The following is a 12,482-nucleotide window of genomic DNA, read 5'->3' as shown; positions in this document are numbered from 1 at the left end:
TGTGGTGGCCGGTCTGGGGATGGTCTCGGACGGCCGGGTCCTTGGTGGTGAAGGCTCCGGTGTTGTTCTGGAGATCGGTCCTGGGGTGGATGGGCTGTCCGTTGGTCAGTCGGTGATGGGTCTGGTGCCGGGCTGGGGTCCGGCTGGGATCGTGGATGGCCGTCTGCTCGCTCCGGTTCCGCAGGGCTGGTCCTTCCAGCAGGCCGCGGCGGTGTCGGTCGGATTTCTCACCGCGTTCTACGCGCTGCGGGATCTGGGCCGGGCCCGTCCCGGCCAGCGAGTCCTCATCCATGCCGGTACGGGTGGTGTGGGTACGGCTGCGGTGCAGCTGGCGAAGGCGTGGGGGCTGGAGGTCTTCGCGACCGCGAGTCCGGCCAAGCAGCATGCGCTGCGGGCGGCTGGTGTGGCGGAGAGCCATATCGCCTCGACCCGCGATCTGGCGTTCTGTGAGCGGTTCCTGGCCGTGACTGGTGGTGAGGGCATGGACGTGGTCGTCAATGCTCTGGCCGGGGAGTTCACGGACGCGTCGCTGCGGCTGCTGCCGCGTGGTGGCCGGTTCGTCGAGATGGGCAAGACCGACATCCGCGACGCTGCCGAGGTCGCGGAGGCCTACCCGGGGGTGGTGTACCAGGCGTTCGACCTGATGGACGCCGGTGTGCCGCGGATCGCGGAGATGTTTGCCGAGCTCGGGGTCATGTTCGCGGCTGGGACGCTGGTCCCGCCGCCGGTGACGTGCTTCGAGCTGTCGCAGGCGGTGGCGGCGCTGCGCTACCTCCAGGCGGCTCGGCACCTGGGCAAGGTCGTGGTGAACGTTCCCGCCGAGTGGGACCCGCGGGGCACCGTCCTGGTGACCGGTGGTACCGGGACGCTGGGTGGGGAGTTGGCCCGGCACCTGGTGAATGTTCGGGGCATGCGGCACGTGGTGCTGCTGTCGCGGCGTGGCCCGGCCGCGCCTGGCGCGGCCCGCATGGTCGCCGAGTTGGCGCAGTCGGGTGCGAGCGTGCGCGTTCAGGCCGGTGATGCCGCCGACCGCGACGGCCTCGCCTCGGTGCTGGCCAGGATCGCGGCCGAGCGGCCGCTGACCGCGGTCGTGCACGCCGCCGGTGTGATCGACGACGCCACCGTCGAATCCCTGACTCCGCGGCGGATCGCGACCGTCATGGCCGCCAAGGCCGACGCGGCGTGGAACCTGCACGAGCTGACCGAGGACGCGGGCCTGGCCGGCTTCGTCCTGTACTCCTCCGCCGCGGCCGTCGTGGGCAATCCGGGACAGGCCGGCTATGCCGCCGCCAACGCCTTTCTGGACGCACTCGCCGCCTACCGCCGCGACCGGCACCTGCCAGGCCAGTCACTGGCCTGGGGCCTGTGGGAGCAGACCTCGGAGATGACCGGACACCTCAACGGCACCGGCATGTCCCGCCTGCGCCGTGGCGGCATCCAGCCGATGACGACGGAGCAGGGCATGGCGCTGTTCGAGGCCGCTGCCGCGCTGGGTACGCCGCTGGCGGTCCCGGTCCTGCTGGACCTGACCGCACTGGCACGCCCGGGACGACCGCTGCTTCCGCTCCTGCGCGGCCTGGCCTCTGCTGCCGCCGCCCCGGCCCGCCCGACCGCTGCTGCGGCCGCTGCTGCGGACACGAGCGCGGTCAGCCTGGCGGCCCGGTTGGCCGAGCTCAGTCCTGCCGATCGCGAGCAGGAGATCCTGGAGGTCATCCGGGCGGCCGCCTCCGTCGTCCTGGGCCACACCCGCCCCGGGGACATCGACGCCCAGCGGCCCTTCCGTGACATGGGCATCGACTCCCTGACCGCGTTGGAGCTCCGCAACCGGCTCTCGACCGAGACCGGCCTCACCCTCCCCGCCACCCTGGTCTTCGACTACCGGGCACCGGACGAGCTCGCCCGGTTCCTGCTCGAAGAGTTCGGTGACGTCTGGGCGCTCAATGACGAGGACCTCGTCGAGCAGCTCGCCAAGTTGGAGACGGCCCTCGCGAAGGACGGGGACCTCGACGAGCAACTCCGTGGCTACGCCCGCACCCGCTTGCAGGCGCTGCTGGAGTTGGTGCGCTGACCGGATCGACCGGCGAAAGCGCCTAAAGAGGGGAGAACACCTGCTCGCGGTAGCGGAGTAGCACCAGGAGCCGGAGCAGCTGTCCCGCAGCGACAGCACCCGCGGGCGGAGCGAGCCGCCCGCCGGTGCCGGCCGTGAGGCCTCGCGACGTCCACGTGGCGAGGTTGCCGGGAAACAGCCGGGCCCCTGCAACCGAGGCTGGGACCGGCGGACGGGGCGACGTCACGCAGGGGCGCCGAGCGGCGGGTGCTCGAGCACGCGGGGCTTGTACTCGACCAGTTGGATGCGGCCGTCGAAGGCGCGGTGCTCGATCATCTCGAGGGCAACGTCCGGATAGCCGTCGTAGATGCGTTCTTCGCCCGTGGCCCCGGTGATCACCGGGAACATCACGACCCGGAAGCGGTCGACGAGTCCGGCTCGTAGCAGGGACCGGCACAGGCTGAGGCTGCCGATCGTGCTGAGGAGCCCCGAGCCACTCGACTTCATGGCGCGGACCGCCTCGACGGCGTCGTCGCGGACGAGCGTGGAGTTGGCCCACGTCAGTGGCTCCTCGAGTGAGGAGGAGAACACCACCTTGGACGCTTGCGTGAGCTCGTCGACGGACGACTCTTCTTCGGGCCTGAACTCGTCTTGGCCATTGGGGACCTCGCCTGCGGCGAAGCCCGACATCAGGCGGTAGGTGTTCGCTCCCATCAGGTAGGTGGCCGCGGGCTGCTCGCCGAGCCATGCGAGGTACTCCGGGCCCTCGAGGCCCCAGAACCCGGGCCATCCCTCTCCCGATGCGTGGCCGTCGAGGGAGGTGATGAAGTCGACGAGAAGCTCCGACATGGCGGTGTCCTTTCCTCAGGTGTCACGAGCTTGGACCGGCCGGGAGCCACAAACTCATCGGTCACGCTGTGGAGTAACGAGAAAACCCATGACGCCGCAGCCGATCAGGTCGGCGGAGCGGCACTGCTTCGGAGGGCCGGAGGTCTACATGATTGCGCTATGCACGCAGTCGGGTAATCTCTCCACGCGATTGGGAACGACGGTGAGTTCTGTCAAAGCCCCCAGCTCAGCCCCGCCCGTGAACGGCACACCACGCTCTACTGGGCGATCGGTGAGGCCTCGCTGCCCCGACGTCGACAGCGGGTACTTCATCCACTCACCCGCGACGGCGGCGGAGCACTTCCGTGAGTACGGACCCGCTCGGCAAGCCGATAGCCTGTCGGTATGTCAGAGCGTGTCATGCCCGGTCGCACGGACGGCCTGATCACCCTGGGTGCCGCGGACGCTCTGTGGGTCGATGTGACGGCCGACAGTTCTGTGCCCACGGCTCTTGGGGCATTCACCCGCTCTCCTGCCCATGCCCGGGTGGGGTACGTCCTGCTCGGCGGCCATGTGGTGACGACGGTGAGGGCGAGCGGCGGTCAGTGGAGCGTTCCGGAGGCTGAGGTGCGCCGGGCGGCCGCGGAACTGAACGCGGTGCGGATGGATCGGCAGGACCTGGTCCGCGTCGGCCCGTTTCGCGGGGCGCCGAGACAGGAGTGCGACGAGAATACGCAGCTGCGTTGGCGCCGGCGCATCACGGGGGGACTGCGGGAGCTGGGCGGCGGCCGTGAGCGGGCAGCACGACGTGAAGTCGGCCGGCCGTCCCATCTGGCGGGGATCGACTGGCGACAGATACTCGTGGAGCAGACCCGCGACGCCACACAGCGGACGTGGTGGCTGCCGCGCGCCGTGGTCAGGCTGCTCGACGCGGCCGAGCACGCCGAAACGCAGTGGTTGCACGCCGCGCGGTCCCGCCAGGCGAGCGCAGCCGCCACCGAGCCGCCCTCCCGCCCCCGACAGGCCCGAGACGCCGACGGTCGGCATACGACGAGCCCCGAGGGCCCCACCGCCTCACCGCGCCCGTACAACGCAGAGCTGGAAGGCCAGCTGTACTCGACGCTCAGCAGGAAGCCCGGCACCTCCCGCAGGGTGGCCGGGTGGGTGTGCGCCGTCTGCCGCACCACGCCCGCCGCAGTCCTCGACCACTGCCACGAACACGGCTACGTCCGCGCCCCCGTCTGCCAGTCCTGCAACACACAAGAACGCCCCGACCACCTGTACAGCAACGACATCCGCGTGGCGAACCGCTACACACGCCTCTTCCACACCGACGCCGACCACTGGCTTCGCCACTGGCACCGCTGCCCCGGCTGCCGCGCACGCACCACCCTGCCCCTGCCGCACCTCGCCGCATGGACCGCCCACACGGCCTGCCGATCGCTGCGCCCGACCCACCGCGCCCCTGGCGGGCGCGAGCTCTGCGGTGTCCTGCGTGTGTCCTGGACGGGCAGTCAGAACGCGCCCCGTTCCTGCCTGCTCACTGTCGCCGTCGATTTCTGCCCCTCCGGCGAGCACCGTGTCCTGGCACGAGTCCCCTACCGCGAAGCCGCCGAACGGTTTCGCCTCTGGTTGGCCGAGACGGCTCCTGCCGTGGCCGCCGCGGCCGGTCCTGACCGTTTGGACGGACTCCCTGCCCAGGTTCGGCCAGTCATCGTGGACACCAGCGGCGAGGGCCTGGCACTGTTCTGAGCGGGCACCGGGAGCCCGTCGAGTGCTATGTCGAGGTGGGCCGGTGCGGGGAGCGCAGCGCGAAGTCACTGGCCGCGGTCTACGGGCACGGCCTGGCGCCCGAGAACGTTCCTGCCGCCCAGAGGGCGCCGTTAGCTTCCCAGGCGGCGCTCAGGGCTCGTCAGCAAGCCGAAGCGCACCCTATCGCCTGGAACTGATGGGCTTCGGTGCAACTGGCGCTTCCGCCGCGGACCCAGCGGGCAGGCGGGTGCGGTCGTGCCGCTGCTGCCGGTGTCGCATGCACACGAGCCTTGATGCGGATAGCTGGTATTTCATGAGCTACTGGCGGCGATTCGCGACGATCGTGTACTCGCAGCGCAGATGCAGGTTGTTCCAGAGCGCGGCCCGGTTCTTTCCCGCCTGCGAGGGCAGACCGTTGTCGTACTCAATGCAGGTCGGCACCTTTCGGTCGAGCCGATGTGGGGCAGGTTGGAGCTGATCGTCGTCCAGTCGGTGCACTTGCGGTGGTTTCAGGGATCGCTGGTGAGGATTTCGTGGTTCTTCTTGACGATCGCCGGCTTTCCTTGGTGCCTCGGCACGGAATAGGCGCTGGGGCACCCCCACAGGGGCAAGTCTGCTTTGCGCAGGTGATGGCCGCCTCTTGGTGCGGCGGCGCGATGTCGAGCGCTGGTCGCAGTGGTCGTGTGTGAGACCGACGCGGTTCCTCTGGGGTGACTGTGCCGAGCGTGAGCTACCACAAAGGGCGGCAGTGGGCGCGGCGAGAGCGATACGCTGCAAGCGTTCACCAGGCGATCTCCTTGGCGTGGGAGTGGTGATGGCCTGCCATCCGTTGATCTCCTTGGGCGACGATCGGGTACAACGGCAGTGAACTGTCCATGCATAAAAGCTCAGTAGGCTGCCGGTATTCGCCGGATAGCTGTTTGCTCTTCCGTGCCGCACGGGCTCTGACCAGGGCCGCCGCTGGTGGTTGGACCAGCAAACGGCGAGAGCGCCAGGACGAGCGGACTCGGTGAATCGGACTTCCTGCCGGTTGCCCGCCGGGGGCGTATACCCCTGGGGGATACGGTGATTGCGGTGCCCGTCAGAGTGGGCCCGCAGTAAAAATGGGGGCGTGGCAGAAATGGATCAAGCAGTCTTCGCGCGGCTGTGCGAGGAGCGCCAGTGGGGTCGGCCGGCGGTGTTCCTCGCGGAATATGCCAAGGCTGCGGCCTGCCTGGGAGAGCCGGGACAGGTGACCGCACGGCAATTTCATCGGTGGCGTCAGCTTGATCCACCATGCCCGGCACCTTCGAGGCAACGGGTACTCGAGAAAATGTTCGGTATGTCGCTGGAGCAGATTGGCTTCACTCTTCCCCCTGGCCGCAGCCGACCCGAATCAGCCGGGCCGGCCGCGCCTGATGTCTCTGCCACCGGCGGGCGGCTTTCGGGGGAAGCCGGGGTAGCCGATGCCGCGGGGGGCACGGATGGGCTGCGCGGCGCACTGGGCGCGGGATTGCGGTTCGTCGTTCTCGGGCCTGTTCGTATCTGGCACGGCAGTCGGGCACTGCCGATCCGCACGCCGCAGGAGCAAGCCATGCTGTGCGTGCTGCTGTTACGACGGGGCTCCACCGCCACCGTGAGCGAGCTGGTCGACGCCGTGTGGGAAACCCCTCCGCCCCAGGCGATCGCCGCACTGCGCACCTACGCCTGGCGGCTGCGCCGGGCGCTGGGCCCCGGAGTGCTCCTGACGGACGCCGGCGGGTACGCACTCCGGTTTCACCCCGAGGCACTGGACCTCGATGTGTGTCAGGGCTACGAGGCACAGGCGAAAGACGCCATGAGGGAGGGAGATCCGCACAAAGCGCGGAAGCTGCTCCACATGGCGGACCTGCTGTGGGACGGGCAGCCGCTGGCCGGAGTCCCCGGCCCTTACGCGTATGCCCAGCGCAGCCGTCTCGACGAGTGGCGCCTGGCCCTGCTCGAGAAGGGCCTCGAACTCGACCTGGAACTGGGACGGCACGCTGAGGCGGTTTCGGAGCTCACCGCGCTCATCCCAGAGCATCCCATGCGGGAACGGCTGCGCGCACTGCTGATGCTGGCGCTCTACCGGAGCGGCCGACAGGCAGAGGCCCTCGGCGTCTACACCGACACCCGCCGCCTCCTCGCGGAGGAACTCGGCGTGGAACCCAACCCGGAACTCGCACGGTTACACCAGCGCATCCTGCGCGCCGATCCCGCTCTCACCGGTCGACAGGAGTTTCCAGCCGACGAAGAGCCTGCGTACACACCCCCACCGCGGCCTGCGCAACTCCCAGCGGGGGCAGTCGACTTCACCGGACGTGCCACCGCTGTGAACACCTTGCGGGAGCGGCTGCTGAACGCCCACGGGACGGTGATGGCGGTGTCCGCGGTGCGCGGACTGGGCGGGGCGGGCAAGACGGCCCTGGCCGTGCACGTTGCGCAGGCGATCAGGGAACATTTCCCCGACGGGCAGCTGTTTGTGGACCTCGTTGGTCAAGGCCCCCGCCCCGCCGCTCCGGCAGCCGTCCTGGGCATGTTCCTGCGCGCCCTGGGAACCCCGCCCGCGGAGATCCCGGAGGGGTTACACGAGCGGGCGGCGCTGTACCGCTCCACCGTGGCCGACCGCCGTGTGCTGGTCCTGCTCGACAATGCACATGACACGGCGCAGGTGCGCCCACTGCTGCCCGGTACGCCCGGCTGCGCCACGCTGATCACCAGCCGCTCCACCATGGTCGACCTCGACGGTGTCCACATGATCGACCTCAGCGTCATGGAACCGGGAGATGCCCTGGCTCTGTTCACCCGCATCGTTGGCGATCAGCGAGCTTCGGCCGAGCCCCAGGCATGCCGTCAAGCCGTTGCTGCCTGCGGTTACCTGCCCCTGGCCATCCGTGTCGCCGCATCTCGTCTGGCAACCCGGCCCGGCTGGACCATCAATACCCTGACCCGTCGTCTGGCCGACGTTCACCGGCGCCTGCAAGAGCTACGGGCCGGAGACCTTGCCGTTCAGACGAGCTTCGAATTCGGATACGCGCAGTTGAACGCGTCTCAGGCCCACGCATTCCGGGTTCTCGCTCTCTGCGATGGGCCAGATGTCTCGTTGACCGCAGCCGCGGCAGCACTCGACACGCCTGTGGGACAGACTGAACGAATCCTTGAATCACTCGTGGACTCTTGCCTGCTGGAGTCGATAACCCCCGGCCGCTATCGCTACCACGACCTTCTGCGGCTTTACGCGCGCAGCTGCGCGGTGCGGGACGAGCGCCCGGAAACCCGGGCGGCGGCGTTCTCGCGGATCTTGGACTTTTACTTGTCCTCGGCGGCACGCGTGTATGCCATAGAACGACCAGGGGACCGGCTCATCGATCACCTGACACCCATTGAGCACCTTGGCCAGAACTTCCCGGATGCCAGCACCGCGCTCGCCTGGCTCTTCACCGAGGCCGACTGTCTGCTCGCCTGCGCCTACCAAGCTGCCAAGTCTTCCGAGGACGATGTCGCATGCCGCGCAGCGGATCTTCTTCTCGTCACGAGAGAACTGGTCGACTCCGGTGCTAGCTCCTTCCCATATGTGGTAGCAGACAACTCGGTATGGAAGTCGGCCCATGCTGCGGGGGGCGCAGGCGCGGAGTATGGAGTGGACGTGCCATTAGCGGGTGGGTCACTCGCGGAAAAGGGGAAGCAGCAGGCCGATGCTGAGGTCAGCCGTACCGACCTCGCCACAGGAGCCCTGACTGCTGCCTGCTACGCGTCGAATATACGCGGCGTCATCGCGATCTATCAGCGTCGGTACGAAGAGGCTGAAGAGCACTTTCGCGAGGCACTCCACGGGTTCCGAACCAGCGATAACTTCTCGGGCATTGCCACCGCACTATGTAATCTTTCCCGGGTACACGCTGCGACAGGGCGCACGGACAGCGCGATCGAACTCGCCATGCAGGGCATCGACCTCTGGAAAAGCCTCGGAGCACATCGCACGTTGCTGATGGCCGATTCGCAGTAAGGCATGTCCGGCGGATCACTGATTGAGCGGTGTCGGCCGTGCGGTGTTTCCCTGGTCCTGGGCAGATGGGCAACCCGGCTCCCCCGCCCTCCTCGTCCGGGTTCAAAGACGTGTTGCCACGCGGATCAGGTCGGCAACTGTGCGAAGGCGGCTGTGCGGCGGCCAGGCGATCGCCGTCGTCACGGGCGGGGCATCCAGGACCGGTACGGCGGCGAGGTCCCGGCGCAGGTCGGCGCCGGCTGACTCGGGAATGACCGCGGTGGTACGGCCGAGCGCGATCAGCTGGAAGAGCTGTGTGAGGTTCCGTACCTCTGCGCCCGGTCCCTCTGGGTAGCCGCCGCTGGGGCCGGGCCAGCGGGCCATCGGGAGCTCGGGCAGTGTGGTGACGTCGTCCATCCGGAGCTGAGAGCGGCCGGCGAGCGGGTGTGAGGCCGGCAGGATCGCGACCTGTCCCTCGCTGTGCAGGGGTTCGGTGTCGAGCCCGGCTGCTGAGTCGAAGGGCAGGTGCAGCAGAGCCACGTCGGCTCGCCCGTCCCGCAGCAGCAGCTGGTGCTGGTGTGCCTCGCAGAGCAGCAGTTCTACGGTGGCTGCGCCGGGTTCAGCGGCGTAGGCGTCGAGCAGCTTCGTCAGCAGTTCACCGGCGGTGCCGGACTTCACGGCGAGGACGAGGCTGGGGTGCGCGGTCGCGGCCCGACGGGTACGCCGCTCGGCCGCGGTCACCGCGCTGAGGATCGCGCGTCCTTCGTCCAGCAGCACGCCTCCGGCCGCGGTGAGCGTGACCTTGCGGCTGGTGCGTTCCAGCAGTGCGGTTCCGAGCCGCCGTTCGAGCTGGGTGATCGCGCGGGACAGGGGCGGCTGGGCCATCCCGAGGCGCTGGGCAGCCTTGCCGAAGTGCAACTCCTCGGCGACGGCGACGAAGTACCGCAGCTCCCGTAGTTCCATGGGTCCAGTCTAATGACGACAGAGGACAGATCGATACCGACCGGGTATCGCTGCACTACCGAGAGGGTGTTGGTGCCCGGCCGCGGCACGAGCATGCTCGCTGTCATGAGCGAGAAGACGATCGCGCTGGTCACCGGCGCGAACAAGGGAATCGGGTACGAGATCGCGGCCGGGCTGGGTGCGCGGGGCTGGAGTGTCGGTGTCGGCGCCCGGGACGAGCGGCGCCGGGAGGACGCCGTGGCGAAGTTGCGCGCGGCTGGTGCCGACGCGTTCGGCGTACCGCTGGACGTGACCGACGGCGGGAGCGTGGCCGCCGCGGTCCAACTGATCGAGGAGCGGGCAGGACGGCTCGACGTACTGGTCAACAACGCCGGCGTGGCCGGCGGCTGGCCGGAGGAACCCACGACCATCGACCTGGAGACCGTGCGGCGGCTGGTGGAGACCAACGTCATCGGCGTCATCAGGGTCACCAACGCGATGCTGCCGTTGCTGCGCCGTTCGGCGCACCCGCGGATCGTCAACCAGTCCAGCCACGTCGGCTCCCTGACACTCCAGACCACGCCCGGCGTCGACCTCGGGGGGATCAGCGGCGCCTACGCGCCGACGAAGACCTACCTCAACGCCGTCACCATCCAGTACGCCAAGGAGCTGAGCGGCACCAACATCCTGATCAACAACGCCTGCCCCGGTTATGTGGCCACCGACCTCAACGGATTCAGCGGGACCCAGACCCCCGAGCAGGGCGCGGCGATCGCCATCAGGCTGGCGACCCTGCCGGACGACGGACCTACCGGCCAACTGTTCGACGACAACGGGGTCGTGCCCTGGTGACCTGACCCTCGGAAACGTCTCCCCGTGCGTTTGGTGGCCCATATGCCCTTGAGAGCGCAGCAGCGCAGCAGCGCAGCCCGGCGCCCCCGTCGGCCAGCGGTCTGGTCGGTGCGGTGCTGGGGGTTTCGGACCAGACAGTGGCGCGCCGGTACGCGCGGCTGCGGAACGAGGCGGGTGTTCGGGTGATCGGTGCGCTGTGGCCGGAGTCGGTGGGGCGGCAGTTGTGGCTGGTGCGGGTGCGGTGCGTACCGGAGGCGGTGGCGGGGCTCGCGTGAGCGCCGGCGCAGCAGGCGGAGACGTCGTGGGTGCAGATCGCCTCGGGCGGCGCGGAGGGCCTGTGCATGGTTCAGGCGGTGACGGACACGCCGGCCGCGGAGTCGACCGTGCTGTCTCGCCTGCCCCGCACGCCCCGGGTCACCGGGGTGAGTGCGCACCGCGTGCTGCACCCGTTCTTCGGTGGAAATGAGAGTCCGCTGACGAAGAACGGGCCGCTCACGGCGGAGCAGTGCGTGCAGCTGTCGCCGTCGGCGGCGAAACGCGTGACCGGGCCGGTGGAACTGTCGACGGAGGACAACGCGTTGCTGGAGGCGCTCGCGCTGGACGGGCGGGCCGGGTTCCGGTCGCTGGCCACGGCGACGGGCTGGTCGCGGACGACTGTGCGTCGGCGTCCGGCGGAGCTGCGCTCGGGCGGGGTGGTGTACGTCGACGTCGACGTCGAGCCGGCGTTGCTGGGGCCCGGTGGCGGCATTGCCCGGGCCGCTGTCGGTGGAGACCGCGCCGAGCATGCGGGTGGTCAAGGGGGCGTCTCCGATCGTCGGACAGCGCCGCGTACGAGGCCCCTCGTGTCAGATAGCGCCCACTGGGGCGGTTGTTCCTGCCGCGGAACTCAGCGCGAGGGGATTGTGGCGGAGCACGGAAATACATCACTGCGAGAAGGAAATCCCGATGCCCAACGCATTCGACCCGATCACCATCGGACCGCTTACCCTGCCCAACCGCGTCGCCATGGCCTCGCTGACCCGCCGCCGCGCCTACGGCGAGGGCCTGTCAGCGACCCCGCTCATGGCCGAGTACTACCGGCAGCGCGCGACCGCCGGGCTGATTGTCGCCGAAGCCGCCCAACCCAGTCGTGTCGGCCAGGGCTACACCGACACCCCCGGCCTGCACGACACGGCGCAGGTCGCGTCCTGGCGCCCGGTCACCGACGTCGTGCACGACGCGGGCGGCCGGATCTACGCACAGCTCATGCACGCCGGCCGTAACAGCCATCCCGAACTCCTCGGCGGCGGGCTGCATCCGCTCGCGCCGTCCGCGTGTGCCGCCGAGGGCGTCGTGCGCGTCCACGGCGGCGAACCGGCCGTGCGCGAGCCGTACCCGGTACCGCACGTCCTGACCACGCAGGGCATCGCGGATACCATCGCCGACTTCGCCGATGCGGCCGCGAACGCGATCGACGCCGGGTTCGACGGTGTCGAATTGCATGGCGGCAACGGTTACCTTATTCAGCAGTTCCTCTCCGGTAACGCCAACCGCCGCACCGACCGCTACGGCGGCAGCGTCGCCGGGCGCGTCCGGTTCCCGCTCGACCTCGTCGATGCCGTCGCCGCGCGCATCGGATCCGAGCGGCTCGCACTGCGGATCTCCCCTGGCTGCACGGCGTTCGGCCTCGACGAGCCGGACCTGCACGAGCTCTACCTGACCCTGGTCGACGGTCTGCCACGCGACCTGGCGTACCTGCACGTATTCGAGTTTCCGGGCCACCGCGACCTCACGGTGAAGCTGCGGGAGCACTGGGCGGGAGTGTTCATGCTCAATCCGCACGAGACCCACCATGACTGGCCCGCCGGCCCCCGGCAACTGCGCCTGGTGGACGACGGGTTGGCGGACATCCTCGCGTTCGGGACGCTGTTCATCTCCAACCCCGACCTCGTCCACCGCCTCCGCGTCGGCGCGCCGCTCGCCGAGGCCGACGAGACCACGTTCTACCGCGGCGACCACCGCGGCTACACCGACTACCCCTCCCTGGGAGGAGTCCTCTCGTGACCGCTGTCCTGGGCAGCGCGACCGGGTTCGGTCGAG

9 protein-coding genes and 1 pseudogene are annotated in these 12,482 nt (G+C 69.3%); 7 read left to right on the top strand and 3 right to left on the bottom strand.

Translation table 11 applies throughout. The features are described from left to right. Positions 1-2,068 (top strand): type I polyketide synthase (locus ABD329_RS44005; protein WP_344317925.1); only part of this gene is annotated, 2,068 nt, incomplete at its 5' end. A 222-nt stretch (positions 2,069-2,290) separates the two neighbouring features. On the opposite strand, the gene ABD329_RS44000 is transcribed toward ABD329_RS44005, so the two are convergent. Beyond that, positions 2,291-2,896, bottom strand: a complete 606-nt coding sequence (locus tag ABD329_RS44000) for a dihydrofolate reductase family protein (protein WP_344317923.1) — start codon at positions 2,894-2,896, stop codon at positions 2,291-2,293. 384 nt (positions 2,897-3,280) lie between these two features. Here ABD329_RS44000 and ABD329_RS43995 point away from each other — a divergent pair, with 384 nt between their 5' ends. Continuing rightward, on the top strand, positions 3,281-4,627 hold the full coding sequence (locus tag ABD329_RS43995) for an endonuclease domain-containing protein (RefSeq protein ID WP_344317922.1): 1,347 nt from the start codon (positions 3,281-3,283) through the stop codon (positions 4,625-4,627). A gap of 318 nt (positions 4,628-4,945) precedes the next feature. Here the strand turns inward: ABD329_RS43995 and ABD329_RS43990 are convergent, their stop codons facing one another. Continuing rightward, positions 4,946-5,068, bottom strand: coding sequence for a hypothetical protein (locus tag ABD329_RS43990; RefSeq protein ID WP_281404629.1), 123 nt, complete (start codon positions 5,066-5,068; stop codon positions 4,946-4,948). A gap of 679 nt (positions 5,069-5,747) precedes the next feature. Here ABD329_RS43990 and ABD329_RS43985 point away from each other — a divergent pair. Beyond that, positions 5,748-8,630 (top strand): AfsR/SARP family transcriptional regulator, encoded by a 2,883-nt coding sequence (locus tag ABD329_RS43985; RefSeq protein WP_246618376.1) that lies wholly within the window; start codon positions 5,748-5,750, stop codon positions 8,628-8,630. Between the two features lie 102 nt (positions 8,631-8,732). On the opposite strand, the gene ABD329_RS43980 is transcribed toward ABD329_RS43985, so the two are convergent. Next, positions 8,733-9,572 carry a LysR family transcriptional regulator gene (locus ABD329_RS43980; RefSeq protein WP_198276578.1) on the bottom strand — a complete coding sequence of 280 codons (840 nt, stop codon included), beginning with the start codon at positions 9,570-9,572 and terminating at the stop codon, positions 8,733-8,735. A gap of 93 nt (positions 9,573-9,665) precedes the next feature. On the opposite strand from ABD329_RS43980, the gene ABD329_RS43975 reads away from it, so the two are divergent. The 4 genes and pseudogenes from ABD329_RS43975 (at position 9,666) to ABD329_RS43965 (ending at position 12,446) form a co-directional block, all read left to right on the top strand. Next, a complete protein-coding gene (locus ABD329_RS43975; protein WP_198276577.1) occupies positions 9,666-10,403 on the top strand; it encodes an SDR family oxidoreductase in 738 nt (245 codons plus the stop codon). 113 nt (positions 10,404-10,516) lie between these two features. Beyond that, positions 10,517-10,678, top strand: coding sequence for a hypothetical protein (locus ABD329_RS43970; protein ID WP_198276576.1), 162 nt, complete (start codon positions 10,517-10,519; stop codon positions 10,676-10,678). A 66-nt stretch (positions 10,679-10,744) separates the two neighbouring features. Further along, a pseudogene (locus tag ABD329_RS48395) lies at positions 10,745-11,071 on the top strand (AsnC family protein); the annotation flags it as partial. Between the two features lie 277 nt (positions 11,072-11,348). Then, positions 11,349-12,446, top strand: coding sequence for an alkene reductase (locus ABD329_RS43965; RefSeq protein WP_198276575.1), 1,098 nt, complete (start codon positions 11,349-11,351; stop codon positions 12,444-12,446). Positions 12,447-12,482: the final 36 nt, after the last annotated feature.

Source organism: Streptomyces javensis, from assembly GCF_039525925.1.
Taxonomy (GTDB): domain Bacteria; phylum Actinomycetota; class Actinomycetes; order Streptomycetales; family Streptomycetaceae; genus Streptomyces; species Streptomyces asiaticus.
The sequence above is the reverse complement of the archived record's forward strand: the minus strand, read 5'-3'. Positions and strand labels throughout refer to the sequence as shown.